At 58.6% G+C, this 21,463-nt stretch carries 19 protein-coding genes; 13 read left to right on the top strand and 6 right to left on the bottom strand.

The features are described 5' to 3' along the window. Window positions 1-16 precede the first annotated feature (16 nt). Together IBT47_RS04175 and IBT47_RS04170 are read left to right on the top strand one after the other, a co-directional pair. Entirely contained in the window at window positions 17-826 is an 810-nt protein-coding gene (locus tag IBT47_RS04175; RefSeq protein WP_234471687.1) for a YggS family pyridoxal phosphate-dependent enzyme, read from the top strand. 4 nt (window positions 827-830) lie between these two features. Beyond that, window positions 831-1,715: a PfkB family carbohydrate kinase gene (locus IBT47_RS04170; protein ID WP_200559327.1), complete on the top strand. Its 885-nt coding sequence runs from the start codon at window positions 831-833 to the stop codon at window positions 1,713-1,715. A 49-nt stretch (window positions 1,716-1,764) separates the two neighbouring features. Here IBT47_RS04170 and IBT47_RS04165 read toward each other — a convergent pair whose 3' ends face one another. Continuing rightward, the gene (locus tag IBT47_RS04165; RefSeq protein WP_200559325.1) at window positions 1,765-2,661 is read right to left on the bottom strand and encodes a LysR family transcriptional regulator; all 897 of its coding nucleotides are present in this window, start codon (window positions 2,659-2,661) and stop codon (window positions 1,765-1,767) included. Window positions 2,662-2,776: 115 nt separating this feature from the next. Here IBT47_RS04165 and IBT47_RS04160 point away from each other — a divergent pair, with 115 nt between their 5' ends. Together IBT47_RS04160 and IBT47_RS04155 are read left to right on the top strand one after the other, a co-directional pair. Next, window positions 2,777-3,964, top strand: coding sequence for a serine hydrolase (locus IBT47_RS04160; RefSeq protein ID WP_200559323.1), 1,188 nt, complete (start codon window positions 2,777-2,779; stop codon window positions 3,962-3,964). Then, the gene (locus IBT47_RS04155) at window positions 3,961-5,139 is read left to right on the top strand and encodes an MFS transporter (RefSeq protein WP_200559321.1); all 1,179 of its coding nucleotides are present in this window, start codon (window positions 3,961-3,963) and stop codon (window positions 5,137-5,139) included. The genes IBT47_RS04160 and IBT47_RS04155 overlap by 4 nt, the downstream gene beginning before the upstream one ends. Window positions 5,140-5,147: 8 nt before the next feature. Here the strand turns inward: IBT47_RS04155 and IBT47_RS04150 are convergent, their stop codons facing one another. After that, window positions 5,148-6,254 (bottom strand): site-specific integrase, encoded by a 1,107-nt coding sequence (locus IBT47_RS04150; protein ID WP_200559295.1) that lies wholly within the window; start codon window positions 6,252-6,254, stop codon window positions 5,148-5,150. Window positions 6,255-6,473: 219 nt separating this feature from the next. After that, window positions 6,474-7,052, bottom strand: a complete 579-nt coding sequence (locus IBT47_RS04145; protein ID WP_200559293.1) for a helix-turn-helix domain-containing protein — start codon at window positions 7,050-7,052, stop codon at window positions 6,474-6,476. Window positions 7,053-7,177: 125 nt separating this feature from the next. Here IBT47_RS04145 and IBT47_RS04140 point away from each other — a divergent pair, with 125 nt between their 5' ends. Then, window positions 7,178-8,116: a DMT family transporter gene (locus tag IBT47_RS04140; RefSeq protein WP_200559291.1), complete on the top strand. Its 939-nt coding sequence runs from the start codon at window positions 7,178-7,180 to the stop codon at window positions 8,114-8,116. On the opposite strand, the gene IBT47_RS04135 is transcribed toward IBT47_RS04140, so the two are convergent. Further along, complete coding sequence (locus tag IBT47_RS04135; RefSeq protein ID WP_200559289.1) at window positions 8,048-9,208, bottom strand: CynX/NimT family MFS transporter; 1,161 nt, start codon at window positions 9,206-9,208, stop codon at window positions 8,048-8,050. The two genes, IBT47_RS04140 and IBT47_RS04135, sit on opposite strands and share 69 nt — an antisense overlap. Window positions 9,209-10,086: 878 nt before the next feature. Between IBT47_RS04135 and IBT47_RS04130 the strand changes: the two genes are divergently transcribed. Then, window positions 10,087-10,491 (top strand): H-NS family nucleoid-associated regulatory protein, encoded by a 405-nt coding sequence (locus IBT47_RS04130; protein ID WP_105591695.1) that lies wholly within the window; start codon window positions 10,087-10,089, stop codon window positions 10,489-10,491. 546 nt (window positions 10,492-11,037) lie between these two features. Here IBT47_RS04130 and IBT47_RS04125 read toward each other — a convergent pair. Together IBT47_RS04125 and IBT47_RS04120 are read right to left on the bottom strand one after the other, a co-directional pair. Next, complete coding sequence (locus IBT47_RS04125; protein ID WP_200559287.1) at window positions 11,038-12,393, bottom strand: pyridoxal-dependent decarboxylase; 1,356 nt, start codon at window positions 12,391-12,393, stop codon at window positions 11,038-11,040. After that, window positions 12,386-13,591, bottom strand: coding sequence for an MFS transporter (locus tag IBT47_RS04120; protein ID WP_200559270.1), 1,206 nt, complete (start codon window positions 13,589-13,591; stop codon window positions 12,386-12,388). Before IBT47_RS04120 ends, IBT47_RS04125 begins: the two co-directional genes overlap by 8 nt. Before the next feature lie 93 nt (window positions 13,592-13,684). Between IBT47_RS04120 and IBT47_RS04115 the strand changes: the two genes are divergently transcribed. The 7 genes from IBT47_RS04115 (at window position 13,685) to IBT47_RS04085 (ending at window position 21,434) form a co-directional block, all read left to right on the top strand. After that, the gene (locus IBT47_RS04115) at window positions 13,685-14,131 is read left to right on the top strand and encodes a helix-turn-helix domain-containing protein (protein WP_200559269.1); all 447 of its coding nucleotides are present in this window, start codon (window positions 13,685-13,687) and stop codon (window positions 14,129-14,131) included. Window positions 14,132-14,245: 114 nt separating this feature from the next. Beyond that, entirely contained in the window at window positions 14,246-15,874 is a 1,629-nt protein-coding gene (locus IBT47_RS04110) for a TIGR04028 family ABC transporter substrate-binding protein (RefSeq protein ID WP_200559268.1), read from the top strand. An 11-nt stretch (window positions 15,875-15,885) separates the two neighbouring features. Next, a complete protein-coding gene (locus IBT47_RS04105) occupies window positions 15,886-16,830 on the top strand; it encodes an ABC transporter permease (protein WP_200559267.1) in 945 nt (314 codons plus the stop codon). Then, on the top strand, window positions 16,827-17,687 hold the full coding sequence (locus IBT47_RS04100) for an ABC transporter permease (protein WP_200559266.1): 861 nt from the start codon (window positions 16,827-16,829) through the stop codon (window positions 17,685-17,687). The genes IBT47_RS04105 and IBT47_RS04100 overlap by 4 nt, the downstream gene beginning before the upstream one ends. After that, on the top strand, window positions 17,684-19,306 hold the full coding sequence (locus IBT47_RS04095) for an ABC transporter ATP-binding protein (protein WP_200559265.1): 1,623 nt from the start codon (window positions 17,684-17,686) through the stop codon (window positions 19,304-19,306). Before IBT47_RS04100 ends, IBT47_RS04095 begins: the two co-directional genes overlap by 4 nt. Next, entirely contained in the window at window positions 19,303-20,334 is a 1,032-nt protein-coding gene (locus tag IBT47_RS04090) for a putative FMN-dependent luciferase-like monooxygenase (protein ID WP_200559264.1), read from the top strand. Before IBT47_RS04095 ends, IBT47_RS04090 begins: the two co-directional genes overlap by 4 nt. Then, window positions 20,331-21,434 (top strand): alkylhydroperoxidase domain protein, encoded by a 1,104-nt coding sequence (locus IBT47_RS04085; protein ID WP_200559263.1) that lies wholly within the window; start codon window positions 20,331-20,333, stop codon window positions 21,432-21,434. The genes IBT47_RS04090 and IBT47_RS04085 overlap by 4 nt, the downstream gene beginning before the upstream one ends. Window positions 21,435-21,463 lie beyond the last annotated feature (29 nt).

Raw genomic sequence — 21,463 nt, 5'->3', positions numbered from 1 at the left:
GAGTTGTCTATCCGTTATGAAAACACACCAGAGTTCCCCTTTCGATCCGGCTGTCGCGAAGCACACGCAGCCGCGTCATGAGATGCATAACCGCTGGCCGCAGGCGGAAAGCGTTGAGGATTTCCGCCATAACCTGGCTGCGGTTCAGGCACGGATCGACAGCGCCTGCCTGCGCGCCGGGCGCGATCCTTCCGAAGTGCGGCTGCTGCCGGTCAGTAAAACCATGGATGAAGCCCACATTCGCCTGGCGCATCAGGCAGGCTGCACCCTGCTGGGCGAGAATAAAGTTCAGGAGGCATGGGGAAAATCGCAGGCGATGGCCGACTTAACCGATCTCAGATGGTCGGTTATCGGTCATCTGCAAACCAATAAAGCGAAGCTGGTTGCCCGCTTTGCCAGTGAATTTCAGGCGCTGGGCAGTCTGCATACCGCAGAGGCACTTGACCGCCGCCTGCAGGCGGAAGGCCGGGCACTGGATGTATTTATACAAGTGAATACCTCAAATGAACCGAGCAAATACGGACTGCATCCCGATGCTGCTGGCGAATTTATGCAGAAAATTCAGGGACTGGATACCCTGCGCGTGCGCGGCCTGATGACGCTCGCCGAATTCAGTTCCAACGCCGCACGCGTGCGGGCCTGTTTTGTCCGGCTGCGAACGCTGCGGGATCGCCTCGGTGATGCACAGCAGCTGGCGCTGTCGATGGGCATGTCGGGAGATTTCGAAATCGCGATAGAAGAAGGTGCGACCGTCGTGCGGGTCGGACAGGCGATTTTCGGCGCGCGGTCACTGCCTGACGATCACTTCTGGCCAACGGAGAAATAATCTTATGATACCTGGCATCACCCCGGCCCAGCTGAAAAAGCGCCGCCCGGAAAAAAACGCGGATATTATCTCGATCCAGTCGCAGGTCATTTACGGCACCGTCGGCAACAGCATTGCCAAGCCTGTGCTGGAAAGCCACGGCTGGCAGGTTCTGGCCGTACCCACTTTTTTACTCAGCAATACCCCCGACTATCCCAGCTGCTTCGGCGGTGAGATTTCATCAGACTGGTTCCATGGTTTCCTTCAGGGGCTACACGATCGCGGGCAGGATGCGCAGCTGCGCGCCATTATTACCGGCTACCTGGGCAGCACCGGCAAAGCCGGGGAAGTCAGCCGCTGGCTGCCTGATACGCTGCGGACAAATCCGGATGCGATGGTGATTATCGATCCGGTTATGGGTGACGACGACTGCGGCTACTACGTCGATCCGGCGCTGCTGGAGTGGTATCGCGACAGTCTGGCACCGATGGCAACGGGCCTGACACCCAACCGTTTTGAGCTGGCCTGCCTGAGTGGCAAAACGCTGGAAAACGACGATGATGTAATCTCTGCGGCCCGAACGCTGCTAAACCAGCAAACTCAGTGGATTATCGTCACCAGTGCCGCCCGCGGCGAAACGGGGAAAACACTGCGTGTTATCTGCGTGACCGCAGAGGCCGTGCATATCATCGAGCATGAGGCCTACGACGGTGCGCCTAAAGGCACCGGCGATATGTTTACCGCGCAGCTGACCGCCCTGCTGCTGAAGGGGTTAACGCTGTTCGACGCGGCAGAACTCGCCTGCCAGATGACCCGCCGTAGCGTACTGGATTCGCTGAATGATGGGACAGGACTGCTGAATCCACGGCCGGATATGTCGATCGGCCCGGCGGGGAATGAGACTGACTGAAGCGGCTAATCAGCGACATCCTGACCGACAGGCGATAGCCACCGTGCGTTTAAAGACTTTCCGCTTTGCCGTTAGCAAACACCCTGTCGCTCAGGAAATCGACCAGCGCACGTATCTTCGGCGATGCGTGCTTGCTGGCGGGCCAGAGGATATGGAACACCCCTCTGCGCTTATCAATATCGTCCAACAGGGTCACCAGCTGCCCTTCCGCAATCAGATTGTTAATCGCAAATTCCGGCAGAAAAGCAATACCTAACCCCTTGAGAGCAAAGCACACCCGGGTTTCGATATTATTGCATACCATGGAAATTGGCAGATTCAGCTCCACTTCACTGCCAAGCTCCCATTTTTCCAGCTTTCCGCTGTACGGGAAACGGTAGTGCATGCAGCGGTGACGCAGCAGATCGCCGGGATTTTCCGGCGTGCCGTAACGGGCAAGATAGCCGGGAGAGGCAACGATTTTCATGGTGAAATTACCCAGCTTTCTGGCCGACAAACGGGAATCCATCGGCTGCCCGGTGCGGATCACCGCATCAAACCCTTCCTCAATCACCTCCACCATTCTGTCACTGAAATCCAGATCCAGCTCGATATCCGGGTAGCGCGCCATAAAATCGCCCAGCACCGGCAGCAGCAGCGGGCTGACCTGCGGCAGGCTGATGCGCAGGCGTCCCGCCGGTTTTCCCGCAACCTGCGACAACTCAAGCTGTGCGGCCTCCATCTCACCGATAATGCGCCGACTTCGCTCCAGAAACAGCGATCCTTCAGCCGTCAGCGTCATGCTGCGTGTGCTGCGATGAAACAGCCGGACGCCCAGCTTTTCCTCCAGCCGGGCAACGCTTTTGCTGACCGCCGAAGCAGAAAGCCCCAGCTGGCGACCCGCCGTCACGAAACTGCGGCTTTCCGCCACCTGCACAAACACCGTCACACCGCTGAAGCTGTCCATTTTCACCTGCCGATTAACGAAATTTATTCACGGGTTTACTGAACTATACCCCACTTTTTCTTTAATACGTCACTGATTAAGGTAGTCGGACATTCACTGATTTAAGGAATTCCAGATGAGCAACAGCCTTATTCCGCCGGTTACGGCATCGCTTTCAGATCGCGTCGGCGCGGTCATTCAACAGGCCCTGGACCAGCAGAGACTGGTGGGCGCGGTTGTGCTGATTGCCCGACATGGCCGCATTATTTACCGCCAGGCCGCCGGACTGGCCGACCGGGAAAACAACCGCGCCATGACCCCGGAAACGCTATTCCGCCTGGCCTCGGTCAGTAAGCCGATTGTCTCTGCCGCCGCGCTGGTGCTGGTTGCGCGTGGCCAGCTCGATCTGGACAGCCCGGTCAGCCGCTGGCTGCCGGAGTTTACCCCAACGCTGGCCGACGGCGGCCCGGCAACCATCACCGCCCGCCAGTTGCTGAGCCACACCGCCGGTCTGGGCTATCGCTTTTTCGAGCGCGATGAACAGGGCCCCTATGCGACGGCGGGCGTTTCCGACGGCATGGATTCTTCTGATATATCGCTGGATGAAAACCTGCGGCGCATTGCCCGCGTGCCGTTGCAGTTTGCACCCGGCAGCAGCTGGGCGTACTCACTGGCGACCGATGTTCTGGGCGCGCTGGTCGCACGCGTCCACGGAACCACGCTGAATACGGCAGTTAGCGAGCTGATTACCGAACCGCTGGCGATGCGCGACACGGATTTTTACAGTACGGAACCACAGCGCGTCGCGTGCGCCTACGTCAATGATCGGCCCCAACCGCATCGGCTGCAGGAAGGTGAAATCGTTCCGCCGTTCCCCGACGTGGTTGGCATTAATTACAGCCCGGCACGCATTTTCAATGCCGATGCTTTCCCTTCGGCGGGTGCGGGAATGGTCGGAACGGCAGATGATTTTCTACGCCTGCTGGAAGCGCTGCGCGACGGAGAAACGCTGCTGCCGCGTACGCTGGTTGATGAAATGTCCCGCGACTGGACGCACGGCCTGGAGCTTGAAGGCTCACCGGGCATCGGTTTTGGCCTCGGTTTCTCGGTGCTGCGTGATCCCGACCTTGCCGCCTCGCCGGAGTCACCGGGTACCTGGCGCTGGGGGGGAGCCTACGGCCATTCGTGGTTCGTCGATCCGCAGCAGGACCTGAGCGTGATTGCCTTTACCAATACGCTGGGCGAAGGGATGTCCGGGCAGTTCGTTAACGATCTGCGCGATGCGGTTTACGGTGTTTCCGCTACCGGCCGGGAGGCAGCATGAGCAGCGAGATCACCGCGTATATCGAACGCGATCGGTTGCCGGTTTCCGCCCTGCTCGCCCTGGCACTAGCCGGGTTCATCACCATTCTGACCGAGGCGTTACCGGCCGGACTGTTGCCTGAGATCGGCAACAGCCTGTCCGTTTCCACCGCCAGCGCAGGCCAGCTGGTGACGCTGTATGCGCTGGGATCTCTGCTGGCGGCGATTCCGCTGACGGTCGCTACCCAAAGTCTGCGCCGCAGGCCGCTACTGCTGACGGCGGTGTCCGGTTTTATTGTCGCCAATACGGTAACGGCGCTGTCCGGCGATTACCTGTTGACGCTGGCCGCACGGTTTCTGGCCGGTGTTTCCGCCGGATTACTGTGGGCGCTGATTGCGGGTTATGCCGCCAGAATGGTCAAGCCGTCGCTGAAAGGACGCGCGATCTCACTGGCGATGGTCGGCACTCCGCTGGCGCTGTCTGTCGGTATTCCACTGGGCACGTTTATCAGTGGAATTATCGGCTGGCGCAGCTGCTTTATGGCGATTTCCGCACTCAGCCTGCTGCTGATACTGTGGATCGCGGTCAGCGTGCCCGATTTTGCGGCCCAGCCCGCCGCAAAAAGACTGCCGCTGTCCGGCGTACTTCGCCTGCCCGGCGTACGATCGGTGCTGACGGCCACGCTGGTTTTTGTGCTGGCGCATAACATTCTCTATACCTATATCGCCCCATTTTTACAGGGGGTTCGCATGGCAGATCGCATCAGCACCGTGCTGCTGGTGTTCGGCGTTGCTTCCCTGCTGGGGATCTGGCTGGTTGGCATTACCATCGACCGCTGGCTGCGGGCGGGCGCGCTGCTGTCAACACTGCTGTTCGCGCTGGCGATGGTGCTTTTACAGTGGGGAGGCGGCAGCCCGGCGGTGATATATTCGGCGGTCGTGCTGTGGGGGCTGGCATTTGGCGGCGCGGCTTCGCTGTTCCAGACGGCGCTGGCGAAAACCGCCGATGACTCGGCCGACGTAGCGCAGTCGATGCTGGTCACCGCATGGAATATCGCGATTGCCGGAGGCGGCGCGGCGGGCGCGGCGATTTTGACCGTGTTCGGACCGGGTCTGTTTGCCCCCACGTTACTGACCCTGCTGGGACTCACCTGGGGGACGATCTGGCGGGCAAAACGCCACGGATTCAGGGTGTAACGAGTGGATTAAGGCTCCATAAACAGCAGCGCGCGCTCGCTGAGATGCAGCTTTTCACCCTGATAGCGGTGAGTCAGCGCATGATAAGACGGCGCGGCAATAATGGTTTTGATGCTGTCGGACAGCGCATTTAACGCCTGCTGCATCTGTGGCAGGTAGTTATGCGTATCGTAAACGCGGTCGATCCCTTCAAGCGCGTGGTTCATGATCTTACGCGCCACATCGTTTGGCGTATCCAGCGCCGCCAGCCGGGATCGCGCGGTACGGCGCAGGTCGCGGGTGGTAAACGGCTCCAGACCCAGCCCGCGATCGGCACGGATCATTCGTCGCAGCGCCTGAGTGATAGCTCCCTTCGACAAAGGACGTGACACTGTCACTGGTGACGGCACCAGCCAGGGGGAATCCTCCGGGCTGGCCCGCAATAGCGCATCGATGCAGGTGCGCATCATTGGGGTGATCGGCAGAATATGCTCGCGCTGCGACTTATTTCGATCGCCCTGCCGCCAGATGCCGGACTCCAGATTAAACTCCTGCTTGCGCGCCTGCACCACTTCATCCGGCCTTCGCGCCGACAGCAGGCACAGCCTCAGCGCCCAGCGACACTGCTCGGAAAGCTCCCACTCATCAAGCCCGTGCCAGAACACCCACACTTCCGCATCGCTTAATGTACGGGTTCCCGGCGGTGTGCTTCTTCCGGCAATATCGCGCTTTTTCATTGCACTTAGCGGCGAATGGTCGAGATATCCCTGAATTTCCGCCCAGCTGAGAAACTGCTTACAAAGAGAGAAAACGCGCCGCGCTTCCTCTTTTTTACCGTCGGCAATCAGGATATTAAACAGCCGGTTGAGCTGCAGGCGGGTCACCCCGCTCAGAGATCGATGGCCAATAACCGGCAGTACGTGCTTCAGCAAAGACGAAACGGCGATTTCCGGACGACGACGGGTTTGCAGCAGCGAAAGGCGAACCCACAGTTTCATCACCTGCTGCACGCTGCCCTCATCTTCGCCGGACTCCAGCTGGATCAGCGAGGCGTTTTGTACCTCGTTCAGCCAGATCAAAACGTGGCGGCCAACGTGAGGCGAATGCAAAAGCGGTGTTTTCTGTTTTTCAGCCATACGCGGTTCCGGCGATATTTCCCAACGCCGACCGGCTTTTCCGGCAACGATCGGCGATAACGGTGTTTATTTCACCCGGCATCTTCTTTTCAACAGTGGGATAGGCCGGTGATTTCAAAGCATATTTTACCTCGTTGCACGATATGACTCCAGACTTAATAGGTCTGGAGTCACAAAAATAACGCAGAACGAAATCTGATGAAGATGACGGGTCAATCCTCAGGCCAGTTCAATCAGCATTACGGCGGTGGTATTGGCTTCCAGAGCGTCAAAAATATGGGGGCAGTCGGCAGAATAGCTGATGTAATCGCCCGCGCTGAGTTCAACCCACTGCTCCGCAGGCCCGATCCGTGCGCGGCCGCTGCAAAGGATCACATGTTCCAGCGTCCCCGGCTGATGCGGTTCCGACAGGCGCGGTTCGCCGGGCTGCACGCTGAGGCGGTAGATATCGCGCTGCGCCCCCACCGGGCATGCGGCCAGCAGCGTTGCAACATAGTTCGCCTGACCGGAAACCAGCGGCGTGCCTTCTCCGGCGCGAATCACCTGCACCTGCTGACGCGGCTGGGCGATCAGCCGGCTGACGGGAACATCCAGCGCCATCGCCAGTGACCACAGCGTTTCCAGGCCTGGATTTCCCAGACCGTTTTCCAGCTGCGAAAGCGTGGACTTTGCAATTCCCGCCCGCTTCGCCAGTTCGGTAACGGTGATACCAGCTTTTTCTCTTTCCCGCCGCAGCGCCTGTGCCAGCAGAGCAATCGGGGAATGGTTAAGGTTTGAAATCACATCTGCCACAGTCATGTTTCCTATATCGGTCTTTTGTTCATCTTGACGAACAGCAACACTATGTTCATCATAATAGTCATCTGTTCATTTTATCGTATTCATTCCGTTTGCACAGCATGCGGAGAAAAAAAGGAAAACAAATGACGTCGGCACGCGGAACAATTGAGATGACCCTGGCAATGGCCATTGCCGGAACAACCGGATGGATGGTGATACTTTCCGGGCAGGATGCGATCGCCGCCGTTTTCTGGCGCTGTCTGTTTGGCGCGGCGGCGATGCTGATCGTCTGCGTCGTGGGTGGGCAACTTCGACGCGGTGCAATGACCTTACCTCAGTTTTTTCTGGCGCTGGCCGGAGGCGTGGCGTTGGTTATGAACTGGGTTCTGCTGTTCGCCGCCTATTCGGATGCGTCGATCGGCATTGCGACCGTGACCTATCACACTCAGCCGTTTATGCTGACCGCACTCAGCGCCCTGCTGTTTGCAGAAAAAATTACTCTGACCAAAGCCGGTTGGCTACTGCTGGCTTTTGTCGGTCTGCTGATGATCGTTGCCGGCGGTGAAAACAGTCAGGGCGTCGGCGATCATTATCTGCGCGGAATACTTTTGGCTCTGGGTGCTGCATTTTGTTACGCCGGAGTGGCAATCACCGCACGCTATCTGAAACAGGTCGTGCCTCAACTGCTGGTTCTGATCCAGCTGACGCTCGGCGCACTACTGCTGCTACCGTTAGCCCGCTTGAACGTTAGCGAATATCAAATGAACACATGGCTGGTTCTGATCGCGCTGGGTGCAGTCCATACCGGACTGATGTCGACACTGCTCTATTCAGCCATCGGCAAGCTGCCCGGAAATCTGGTGGCTGCGCTCTCATTCTTATACCCGGTCATCGCCGTCATCGTTGACTGGGCGGTGTTCGGTCACCGGCTCGGCCTTTGGCAATTTTTCGGCGGGCTGGCGATCCTGCTGGCCGCGGCGGCCAGCCATTTCAACTGGACGCCGGAAAAAATCTCACTGATGGCGAATGCGGCTAAAACCAAACGCCAGCGAGGTCAGAGCCAGCAAAACCGTCAGCACTAAAACGATCGCAGCCAGCGCCGCCGAAGGTGGACGACCCGTCATCGCCATCCCGGCGATCGAAGGTAACAGTCCCCCTGCCAGATAACCGACGGTCTGCACCCATCCCGACAGTCTGACCGCGGAGGCGGCATCCGGGCTGATCGCAACCGGAAGATGCAGCGCCAGCGGAAAACAAAGTCCGATGGCGATCCCCATCAGCAACACGGGAACGACAACCGGCACTCCGACGGCGTAAAGTGCCGCCGCCATCATCGTTGCGATAGCGGCAGCCAGCATAGTGAAATATTCCCGACCGGAAAAAAGACGAACGAACAGCGGATAGAAAAGACTGACCAGCGTTGAAAACACAATCAGCAGCGTGGTCAGCGAATCGGCAGTGGATGCACTGTACCCATCATACCGCAGCCACGTGGGTAGCCAGGCGATCAGGGTGTAATTGATCCCCGCCTGCAAAGCAAAAAATAATGACAGGCCGGCGGCGAGCCAGAACATGGATTGCCCTTTGTTGACGACCTGCTGCTGTTCGCGTTGCACAGGAAGTGAAAATAAACTCCAGCAGATCAGGGCCAGCAGCGTCGGCAATGCCCAGAAAGCCAACCCGCCACCCGGGTGCCCGCTGATATCCGCTAACGACGCCGTGCTCAAAGTTGCCGCCCCCGCTCCGGCACCCATTGATGCGGCATACACACTCACGGCCAGTCGGCCACGATCGGCGCAGCGTAGTTTGATAAAACCGGAAATCATCGGCCGGATCAGCGCATCACCCACGCCTACCAGCACCGCGGTCAACAACATTAAGCCAAACCAGCTATCAAACCAGCGTAGTAGTTCACCGAAAAATACCAGCACCAGTCCGATCATCAGCGTTTGTTTCAGACCGACTCTTTTTTCTAGCAGAAACGCCAGCGGAGAAATAACCCCCATGCAGACCACCGGGATACTGGTTAGCAAGCCAATCCCCGTGGCACCGACGTCATAAAACTGCCGTTGCAGCGTTTCGGCTAGCGGGGCAATAGAGGATATCCCGGGGCGTAAACAAAACCCGGCAAGGATTAAGAGAAATAAAACGGGAAATTTCAGAGAGATTTTCATTAACGTTAACCCGGGCACTGCATGTTGAGATGGAATGCAGAACAACACACAGCGCCGCTTAAGATAAAAAGTGGAGTCTGTGCGTTGAATGACGTTAACGCGTACGAATGTATCGACAATGAAAGTAGCATAACCCCGGCCTGGTGAAAAGCCCTGTTCACCGGGGGCGAAGCGGACACCATTAACCGCATGCTTTACAGTATGTTGTAACTATAATCGCCACTGATAATAATCCCGTCGTATCAAAATTGATATCAGGATCTATTAGGCAAAAAGGACCACGCAGGGGTGAGTCTGCTGTCAATACTGTTGTCCTGTTTATCGATAATAACGAAACCGTATCGGTAACTGTTTAATCTGCAATTGCGGTACGTCCGGATAAATCGCCTGGTCAGGAACAGCATTTTATTAAAATGCACAAAAGTGTGGAAGACATCAGATTTCTTCTCAGAACTTTGGTTGATAAATGGATTTTTTACAAATTTTGTTAAATCTCGGGTGACAGGGTAACGCGAATAGTTTATTAATGCGGTCGTTAATGTGATGACGGCAACGGCAGAGCGCAAGCAATCTGAGGCATAGTGGATTATAAATTCCCACCTGTTTATCCAGCGTTGATTATGATATCCGCCTGCCTGCGGGGTAAAGTTTCATCAGATAATGATGAGTCACCAAAGAAAGTGTTAAGATTTATCCCATATGTTGTAAATATAGTCCTTTTGCCATTCACTACATTAGTGACTAAACTTGCACTGAAGAAACATTTAAAGAAACATTTTTTTGATTTAGTGTTTTTTCGTGATTCATTTGTCTGTACACTTGTCTTCGAAACATTAGTTGACTAAATTTAAACCAACCCAAAGGTTACGGATTCCGTTATGAGTGAAACGCTGAAAGTATTAAATAACATTCGCACCCTTCGTGCCCAGGCTCGTGAAGTCTCTTTAGCTGAACTGGAAGAGATGCTGGAAAAACTTGAAGCGGTTGTGAACGAACGACGTGAATCAGAAGCCGCTATCGCTTCTGAGATTAAAGAAAAAGAAGAGAAGCTGGCTAAATACCGTCAGATGCTGCTGGAAGACGGGATTGATTTAAGCGAGCTGACCGCCGCTGATACTACCGCTGGCAAAACCCGTACCAAGCGCGCACCTCGTCCGGCTAAGTATGAATATACTGATGAAAACGGCGAAACTAAATCCTGGACCGGCCAGGGCCGCACCCCGGCTGTGATCAAGCAGGCGCTGGATGCGGGTAAATCACTGGATGATTTCCTGATCAAGTAATGATAAAGGGTCACTCAAAAGAGTGACCCTTTACTTTTCCTCTTCGGCAATCGCTGACTTTTTAATCTCTTTTTATTTAAAGCCCACCGCAAAACACCGACCTTTTTTTTCCTGCCCAACGCGTTAACGATGGTACTTTGATCGTCCTAGATAATCCCGAACACAGAAAAATCTGTATGTGCAGGTTGAATTTGATCCATACCCACAATATAACACCTGGCTTTTCACAGCCGATTCGGTTTAGCGCAACCTGACGAAAGCAATAGCCTAATATTAGCGACATTCTGAGTGTCTGACCGACATAAAGCCGCTGCCGGGATAACCTTATTCATTACTAACATGAGTAGTAACGTCACTTTACCCGGGTCAACCCGTCGCATCTGATGCCCGTTCAGACAAAAATACCGCCGTTAAAATTCTTATCGCCCTCATCGCGGTAAAACCGGCCAGTGTTAATATTCGCACCGGCGCTGCGCATTGATTGCTCCTGTTTTGAAAATATGCGACACCAGACAGGCGAAAACCCAGGCGGTGAAGTTAGCTTCGTTATTCCACAGCGTCAGACCGTTTTATGCGATCGAGCAGCAGTAACAGATGGTCAATATTGGCGTCTTCCGTTCGCCAAGAGGAAATGCTGATACGTAAAGCGGGTTGCCCCTGCCATTGCGTCGCAGCAAACCAGGTTTCTCCAGACGCCTGAACCGCATCGCGAATACGCAGCGTCTGCTGTTGATCATCAGCACGGAACAGGACCTGATTCAGCACCACCCGATTTAAAACCTGATAGCCCGAGCCTGACAAACCTTCAGCAACTCGCTTTGCCAGCAGACAGTGACGTTCAACCATCTCCGCCACACCCGCCCTCCCCAGCGAACGCAGTGCAGCCCAGACCGGAATGCCGCGCGGGCGTCGAGAGAACTCCAGCGTCAGATTTTTCTGCGCGTCCTCTGCCGCTGCGGAATAAACCGCATCGCCGCGCAGGGTGGCCGAAAGAGCCGACGCATGGCGGCAAATCGCCATTGCACAGTCATAGGGAGTGTTCAGCCATTTGTGCGCGTCGGTAGTCCAGCTGTCGGCCAGCTCGATGCCCGAAGTCAGCTCGTTGAGCGATGAAGCTCTGGCCCACAGACCGAATGCACCGTCAACGTGTACCCAACTTCCGGCCGCCTTTGCCAGCGGAATAAGCTGTGCAAAATCATCAAACTCACCGCTGTTAACCTCTCCAGCCTGCAGGCACAGAATGGTGCGGTCATTCAACTCCGGCAGTCGCTCGATATCCACTTGTCCCCGTTCATTCACCGGCGCGATTAACAGATGGCGCAATCCAAAACCGAGCACCCGCAGCGCCTTAATCACCGTGATATGCGCCAGCGCCGACACCACCACGCGGATCTCCGGCGCACCGATCAGCCCGTCCTGGTCAAAGTCCCAGCCCTGTTGCTTCAGCAGCTCGCGCCGGGCGGTCGCCAGGCAGCTCAGGGTACAGGCCGTGGCGCTGGTGCCAAATCCCACCGCGCTTTCGCGGGGTAAGTCGAGGATTTCCAGCAGCCAGTGCGCGGCCTGCCGCTCCAGCGTGGCGGACACCGGCGAATTATCCCAGCCGGAAGCGCACTGATCCCAGGCAATCATCAGCCGTTCAGCAGCGCTGGCCACCGGCAGAGCCGCGCCAATAACAAAGCCATAATAGTCCGCCCCATTAGAGGCGGTAGTTGCGGGCGAGCCAACGTCATCAAGCATTGCCAGCGTGTGTTCTGGCGAATAGCCGTCCAGTGGCAAAGGTTCATCAAAGCGTTTCAGTCCGGCAATTGCTTCGGCATCGGGAAAGACCCGGCGCGCAGCCAGCGAACGGGTGTAATCCAGCGCGCGCCGATCAGCCGCCGCCAGCAGTGCAAGTTCATCCATTTTTCACCTCGTGTGATTGTGTCGATAAGCCAAAAATCAGTGCCAGCAGGCTGATTGCTGCCCCGGCGAGGCACACCGCCGACCAGCCACCGTACGCGAACGCCTGCGTTGAAATCAGCGCCCCCATGCCGCTGCCTGCGGAGTAAAACAGCATATAGGCAGCGATCAGCTGCGAACCTGCCGCGTTCATGCCGCTAAGCAGCAGGCTCTGGCTGGTCACGTGCAGCGCCTGCCCGCTGGCATCCAGCAGAAAAATGCCGATAATCAACAGTAGCAGTGAACTCTCCCCCAGCCACAGCGGCAGCCAGCTAAGCAGCAGTATCAGCAGTGAAAACCGGGTGTTGCTGCGAGCCAGCCCGCGGTCGACTCGCCTGCCCGCCCGGCTGGCAATCAGCGCACTGGCTGCCCCCACCAGCCCCAGCGCGCCGGTCTGCGCGTGGCTGAAATTCCAGGGGGGTGGCGTTAACAGCAGTACCAGCGCACTCCAGAAAATCGCGAAGCTGGCAAACATCAGCAGCGCCATCACCCCGCGTATCTGCAGCTGTTTATGGTGATGCAGCAGATGCCAGAGCGCAGCGAGCGGTGCGCGTCCGCCGTCTGTCTTCTGCTGCGGGAGAGCGGGCAGCCGCCGCCAGAGCACGGCCGCCAATAGCGCCATCATCAGTGCAGAAGCAAAATAGACGCTGCGCCAGCCCGCAATATCACTGACCACTCCGGCAAACACCCGTGCCAGCAGCAGCCCGATCACCACTCCGGCAGAAACGGCACCCACCGTCTGGCCACGCGAATGCTCCGGTGCCGGTGCCGCAGCAAAGGCGATCATCCCCTGAGTCATTGCGGTACCGGTCAGTCCGGTCAGCAGCATCGCCAGCAGCAGCATCGTGGCGGAGGAGGAAACCGCCACCAGCAGCAGTGAAGCGATCAGCGCCAGAAGCTGGCCGCGCATCAGCCAACGGCGGTTGAGCCTGTCGCCCAGCGGCACCACGAACAGCAGCGCCAACAGGCAGCCCAGTTGTGTGGCGAAAATTATCGCGCCCAGCGAGGCGGAACGCAGCCCGTAGGTGATACCGAGGGTATCCAGCAGCGGCTGGGCATAATAAACGTTGGCGACGCTGAGCCCGGTAGTCGCCGTAAACAGAGTGACCTGCCAGACGGACAAACTCTGTGGCGATCCGCAGGCCGGAATAATGTGACTCACTGCTGCCTCCTGATTAGTTTCAAATTAAAACCAATTGCAGCCTGCGTGAAGTGGTTTTAAAATGCAACTGAATAATTTTCAGGAGTTGAAACGATGGCGGCAACTGTTTCGTTCAGCCAGTCACCCTGCCCGGTGGCGCGGAGCGTGGATCTGATCGGCGATCGCTGGATGCTGATGATCCTGCGCGACGCCTTTGACGGCAGTCGACGATTCAGCGAGTTTCAACGCGGCCTCGGCGTGGCGCGCAATATTCTGGCGGACCGCCTGAAAAAACTGGTGGAAGCCGATCTGTTCAAGGTGCAGCCCGCCTCGGACGGCACCGCGTGGCAGGAATATGTGCTGACCGAGCGCGGCCTGGCCACGTTTCCGCTGATCGTAGCGCTGCGGCAGTTTGGCGAGAATCAGCTGTTCGGTGCCGGTGAGGCGCATTCCGAACTGCTGGAAGCCGCCAGCGGGAAAACGCTTTCTCCCCTGCGGATACTTAACCACCAGGGTGACGAGATCACCCCGGAAATGACCCGGGTGCAGAAGCTCGGCTGAGCCTTATGCAAAAAACGCAAATAGCTAGATGAATTCCTTGGTTCACCAAACCCCTTGTCAGGATTGATATTTATCGTCAGCAGATAAAACAAACTGACAATAAAGGAATTCCTCATGCGCACGACTTTCCGCCTCAACGCCCTCGCCGGCGCACTGGCGTTGTTTTCCGGGGTGATTGCCGCACAGGCCGCCGATAAACCCGTTCAGGGCGGCACGCTGGTTTACCTTGAGCAGCAGGCACATACCAACCTTTATCCGCCGGCCGGTGGCTTCTATCCCAACGGCGGCATTCTGAATCAGATCACCGATAAGCTGACCTGGCAGAACCCGAAAACGCTGGAAGTGGAACCGTGGATTGCGGAAAGCTGGAGCAGCAACGCGGACAAAACCGAATACACCTTTAAAATCCGCCCGGGGGTGACGTTCTCTGACGGTACGCCGCTGGATGCCAACGCGGTCGCGAAAAACTTTGATACCTACGGCCTCGGCAATAAAGCCCAGCGCCTGCCGGTGTCGGAAGTGATCAACAACTATGACCACAGCGAAGTGATCGACCCGCTGACGGTGAAGTTCTTCTTCAAAAAGCCGTCGCCGGGCTTCCTGCAGGGCACCGCCACCATCGGTTCCGGTCTGGTGTCCCTCAGCACGCTGGCGCGCAATTTTGAGGCGCTGGGCGATGCCCGCCACATTATTGGTTCCGGTCCGTTTGTGGTCAGCGATGAGAAGCTGGGCCGCGAGGTGGATCTGAAAGTCCGCGCCGACTACCAGTGGGGACCGAAGAACGGTGCACAGCAGGGCCGCGCCAATCTGGACGCGATTAAAATTATCGTCACCCCGGAAGACAGCGTGCGCATTGGCGCATTGCTGGCAGGCCAGGCGGGAGCCATTCGCCAGGTGCAGGCCTACGATGAAAAGCAGGCAGAACAACAAAACTTCCCGATTTACGCGGCACCAACTCGCGGGATTAACGACAGCCTGAGCTTCCGCCCGGACAACGCACTGGTCGCAGATGTGAAGGTGCGTAAAGCCCTGCTGCACGCCACCAACAGCCAGCAGATCGTCGACACCCTGTTCTCACCAAACTACCCGGTGGCGAAGTCGGTGCTGGCCAGCTCGGCGGCGGGCTTCGTTGACCTCAGTGACCAGCTGAAATTTGACCCGGCGCTGGCCAACAAACTGCTCGATGAAGCGGGCTGGAAAGCGGGCAGCGACGGCATCCGTCAGAAAGACGGCCAGAAGCTGGCGCTGACGGTGTATGAATCGCTGCCGCAGCCGCAAAACAAAGAGGTCTTACAGCTGGTGGCACAGCAGTGGAAACAGGTTGGCGTTTCGCTGGCGGTGAAAGCGGGCGATGCGGGCAGTAAAACCGTCGATAACCTCGACCCGCAGAAAACCCCGGTTTCCGTCACCGAAGTGGGTCGTGCCGATCCGGACGTGGTGAAAAGCCAGTTCTATCCGACTAACCGCGATGGCCTGTTGCAGAAAGGCGGTTCAAGCAGCCTGGTGAAAACCTTCCGTGACGACAAGCTCAACGGCATTCTTGAAGGCATCGCGGCCGAAACCGATCCGCAGAAACGCCTGGCGCTGACCGGCGATGCGCAGCGCTATCTGATCGAGCAGGCCTATAACATTCCGATCTTTGAAGAACCGCAGGTGTTTGCCGGCGCGCCGTGGCTGAAGGGTCTGACCTTCGAAGCCGTAGGTCGCCCGAGCTTCTACGGTGCCTGGCTGGAAAAACACTGAGGTAAACAGCGATGACGGGATATTTCACTCAGCGACTGGGACAGGCTCTGCTGGTGCTGTGGGTGGCGTTTACCGTCTCCTTTGTACTGCTACAGGTGCTGCCCGGCGATGCGATTCTGATTAAATTTCAGAACCCTGATTTAGGACTGAGCCCGGCGCAGATCGAAGAGATGCGCCAGTCTTACGGGGCCACCACGCCGCTGTGGAAGCAGTATCTGCACTCTCTCGGCAGTATGCTGCGCGGAGACTTTGGCTTCTCCGTGCAGGCCGGGGTGCCGGTCAGCGAGCTGCTGGCCGAAAACTTCCCTGCCACGCTGCGCCTGGCGCTGCCGGGCTTTGTGCTGGCCACGCTGCTGGCGGTGGTGATTGCCTTCAGCTCCAGCCTGACCGGGCTGCGCTGGTTGCGTAATGCGCTACAGTCGCTGCCTTCCCTGTTTATCTCGATCCCCACCTTCTGGCTGGGGATTGCGCTGATTCAGGTCTTCTCCTTCCAGCTGCGTTGGATACCGGTGATCAACCCCGGCGAGTGGGTCGGTCTGATCCTGCCGGTGATCACCCTTGCGGTACCGATTTCGGCTCCGCTGGCGCAGATCCTGATCCGCAGTATTGATCAGGTGCAGACCCAGCCGTTCGTTGCCGTCGCCCGCGCCAAAGGAGCCAGCCAGCGGCGGGTGCTGTGGCATCACGTGGCGCGTAATGCGCTGCTGCCGGTGCTGACTATTGCCGGTCTGCTGCTGGGCGAGCTGATTGCCGGAGCGCTGATCACCGAAACAGTGTTTGGCCTCAGCGGGCTGGGCCAGCTGACTCAGCAGGCGGTGAACAATCAGGACGTGTCGGTGTTACAGGCGATCGTGATGATTTCCGCTACCGGCTTCGTGCTGATCAATTTACTGGTCGACGTCTTCTCTCCGTTACTCGACCCGCGTCTTAAGCATTATCAGAGGGCAGCATCATGAGCCTCGCCGATTTGAACAGCACACACAAACCTACCCGCCTGCACTGGCGCAAGATTCTGCCACGGCAGTTTCGTCCGGGGCTGGTGCTGGCCTGGCTGGTGATTGCCATCGCCATTCTCTGGGCGCTGGTTCCCGGCTGGTTTACCGACTGGAGCGCCACCGAAGGGGTGGCCGGTGCGCAGCGCCTGGCACCGCAGGCCGGGCACTGGCTCGGCACCGATCAGCTGGGACGCGACCTTTACGCGCGCATCGTCTGGGGCGCATCCCATTCACTGAGCGGCGCGCTGGTGGCCGTGGCGCTCGGCCTGACGGTAGGTACGCTGCTCGGCGTGATCGCCGGGGCACTGGGCGGACGCAGCGAAAGCGTAGTCATGCGGCTGGTGGACGTGCTGCTGGCGATTCCCGGCCTGCTGCTCTCGCTGAGCATTATCATTTTGCTCGGCTTCGGTACCGTCAACGCGGCGATTGCGGTGGGGATCACCTCCATCGCCAACTTCGCCCGCCTCGCCCGCTCTGAGGTGGTTCGCGTGCGCCATTCCGAATACGTTGAGGCGGCTTACGGCAGCGGCGGCACCTTCTTCGCGGTCCTGTGGCGGCACATTTTACCGAACTCGCTGACGCCGGTGCTGGCGTTCTCGGCGCTGCAATTCGGCAGTGCAATCCTGGCGATTTCCACACTCAGCTTCCTGGGTTACGGCACACCGCCGCCTACCCCGGAGTGGGGGTTACTGATCGCCGAAGGACGTAACTATATTTCTACCGCCTGGTGGCTGACCACCTTCCCGGGGATTGTCGTGGTGCTGGTGGTACTGTCCGCCAATCGCATCAGCCATCATTATTCAGGAGGCCGCCGATGAGCGAATCGACCCAGCCGGTGCTCAAAGTGAACAATCTGAGCATCGCTTACCGCAGCGGCGGTGAGCAAAAACGCGTGATCCACAATGTCTCCTTCAGCGTGGAGCGGGGCGAAGTAGTGGCGCTGGTCGGCGAGTCCGGCTCCGGTAAAACCACCACCGCACAGTCGATTATCGGCCTGCTGGCGGACAATGCGGTGCGCGAAGCGGGGCAAATCTGGCTGAACGGCGTGGAGATCACCCACTGGTCGCAGAAGCGCCTGGACGGCATTCGCGGGGCCGCCATCAGCCTGATCCCGCAGGACCCCGGCAGCTCGCTGAACCCGGTAAAAACCATTGGTGCACAGGTGGAAGAGATCCTGCTGCTGCATGAACCATTATCACGCCAGCAGCGCCGCGAGCGCGTGGTGGCGCTGCTGAAGCGCGTCGGGCTGTCGCATCCCGAACAGCGTGCGCAGCAGTATCCGCATCAGCTTTCCGGCGGCATGAAGCAGCGGGTGCTGATCGCCATTGCTATTGCGCTGAAACCGGCGCTGATTATCGCCGATGAGCCGACCAGCGCGCTGGATGTCACCGTGCAGAAGCGCATTCTCGATCTGATCGACGAGCTGCGCCGTGAATCGGGCACCGCAGTGCTGTTTGTCACCCACGACCTGGCCGTGGCGGCAGCGCGTTCCGATCGCATTCTGGTCTTCCGCCACGGTGAGATCCGTGAACAGGGCAGCGCGGAGGCGATTGTCCATTCACCGCAGGATGCCTATACCCGCCAGCTGTTCGCCGATGCGCCCGCGCTTTCCGGAAGCAGTTTCGTTCCGACTCAGCGGCAGCAGTTTTCCCAGCCGGCGGTTGAGATTATTGGCCTGAACAAATATTTCTCTCTGGGTAAAGGCGAAGGCTTCCAGGCGCTGAACAACGTGTCTTTCAGCGTTCAGCGCGGTACGACGCATGCCCTGGTCGGAGAATCCGGGTCGGGCAAAACCACCCTCGCCCGCATCCTGCTTGGCTTTCAGCAGGCCGACAGCGGCAGGGTGGTGATTGACGGTATTGATGCCTCATCGCTGCGTGGTGAAGCCCTGCGCCAGCTGCGCCGCAAGATCCAGCTGGTCTATCAGAACCCGTTTGCCTCGCTCGATCCGTCACAAACGCTGTATCGGGTGATTGAAGAGCCGCTGCTTAACTTCGAACCGCTGAGCCAGCAGGAACGCCGCCAGCGCGTGGAAGAAGCAGCGACCCGCGTGGCGCTGCCGCTTACCCTGCTGGACCGCAAACCGCATGAACTTTCCGGCGGCCAGCGCCAGCGCGTGGCGATTGCCCGTGCACTGATCCTGCGCCCGCAGATCCTGGTGCTGGATGAAGCTACGTCGGCGCTGGATGTCACCATTCAGGCGCAGATCCTCACCCTGCTGCTTCAGCTACAGCAGGAACTGGGTCTGAGCTATCTGTTTATTTCACACGATCTCGCCACGGTCCGGCAGCTGGCGCACAGCGTTTCCGTACTGCGTGCCGGGCAGCAGATCGATTACGGCAACACCGCCGAAGTGTTTAATCGCCCCGCCAGCGACTACACCCGCGAACTGATTGCCGCGATCCCCGTTTTGACTCGCGCTAAGGACACCGCATGACCGCTAAACGTCTTGGATTTTTCACCCGCCTGCTGGATAAAACCAGCGCACAGGAACGCTATCACCTGGCCACGCTGCAAATTCAGCATGCGGAACGCTGGGGATTTGACACCGCCTGGGTCGCCCAGCACCATTTTCACGAACACGAGGGCGGTCTGCCCTCCCCGCTGCTGTTCCTCGCCAGCGTGGCTGCGCAGACGTCACGCATTCGTCTTGGCACGGCGATTATCACCCTGCCGATGGAAAACGCGCTGCGGGTCGCGGAAGATGCCGCCGTACTCGATCTGCTCAGTAATCATCGCCTGGAACTGGGTCTGGGGTCCGGCGGCACGCCCACCTCATTCCTGCCGTTCGATCTGACCTTTGAGCAGCGTGCCGACGCCTTCTCGGCCAATCTGGAGACGCTGCTGCAGGCCTGGGGCAACGCACCGCTGGCTCATGAGGACAACCGACTGTATCCGGCCGCGCCGCAGCTGGCCGATCGCCTGTGGCAGGCCACGTTCTCCGTTGCCGGAGCCGCCCGCGCCGGTGCCGCCGGGCACGGGCTGATGCTGTCACGCACCCAGCCGCGCCCGGCAGGTCAGCCGGACCTGCCGCTGGATGCCATTCAGAATCCGCTGATCGATGCCTATCTGGACGCGCTGCCTTCCGGTGTTGAACCGCGCATTCTGGCCTCGCGCACCGCCTTCGTCAGCCGCGACGGCAGTGAAGCACGCCGCCTGGCGCTGCCGGGGCTTACCGCACAGGCGGAACAACACCGTGCCGCCGGGCATGTCGTACCGGGCGATACGCTGGATGACTATATTGCCATTTTCGACGCGCACCTCGGCACGCCGGAACAGGTTGTCGCCTCGCTGCGCAAGGACAGCACCCTGCCGCGCGTCACCGATATTTCGTTCCAGGTGCACTCTATCGATCCGCCGCATCAGCATATTTTAACCTCTATCGAACTGCTGGCCACCGAGGTCGCCCCAGTGCTGGGCTGGCGACCGGCCGTTAGCGCACAGAACCACAAGGAAACCGTATGACTCAGTCTCAGGATTTACTGCAAAAACTGGCCGATATTGCGGCAGACAGCCCGCTGGCGGAAGCCCGCCTGACCCGGGAAGCCGCCACCACGCATACGCAGGGCAGCTACGATGTGCTGTTTAGCGGCAATGATTCGGGTGATTTCCCGCTCTCTCTGCGCCTGGCTCTGGCAGAGCAGATTGCCCGCTGGCACGGCGAAGAATCGCTGGCGGCACACTATGCCGGACGGATCACCACAGCCCCGGCAGAAGATCGGCTGGCCTCCGCGCTGGCACATGCCGAGCTGCTGACCTTTAAACCGGCCAGCGCAGAACCGTCCCATTTGCAGGTGCTGGAACAGGCGGGATGGAGTAAAGAAGCCATCGTGACCCTCTCTCAACTGGTGGCGTTTATCAGCTTCCAGAGCCGTCTGCTGCGCGGTTACCGCCTGCTGAACGGCGAAAACGGTTCGGCGGCCAGCTCACAGCTGGTTACTGCGGCCGCCTGGCGCACCGAACCGCAGACCCTGAGCGGCAAAAATGCGCCACCGGCCTTTACGCGTGAAGAGCTGGGCTGGGAGCCTTGGCTGGCAGCCAAACCGCTGGCCGAGTTCAACGCGCTGGAAAAAGCCACGCTGGCCAAGTTCGGCCACACTGATTCTGATTACTTCCGCCTGCTGGCGCGTAATCTGCCGCTGCTGGAACAGCGCACGCTGACCGATAAGGGGATTTTCTTCACCTCCGGCGGGCTGCCGCGCAAGGAGCGAGAGCTGGCCGCCACCGTCGCCAGTAAGGTCAACGGCTGTATTTTTTGCGCCTCAGTTCACGCCCGTAAGGCCGCGCAGCTGTCGAAACAGCCGGAAGACATTCAGCGCCTGATTGACACCGCCCCCGGCAAACCGCTGGCGGTGGATCAGTCCCCGCGTTGGCTGGCGCTGATCGACCTGGCCGCTTCGCTTTCCGCCACACCGCCAACGGCCAATGTGAAGCAGCTGGCCACCCTGCGTGAACAGGGGCTGAGCGAACTGGAACTGGTGGATCTGATCCAGTCTACGGCGTTCTTCGCCTGGGCTAACCGCCTGATGCTGACTCTCGGCGAGCCATACACCGAAACCGTCTGACTTGACAGGGGAGCTGCGGCTCCCTTTTT

The sequence above is a fragment of the Erwinia sp. S43 genome, assembly GCF_016624745.1.
Taxonomy (GTDB): Bacteria; Pseudomonadota; Gammaproteobacteria; order Enterobacterales; family Enterobacteriaceae; genus Erwinia; species Erwinia coffeiphila.
The sequence above is the reverse complement of the archived record's forward strand: the minus strand, read 5'-3'. Positions and strand labels throughout refer to the sequence as shown.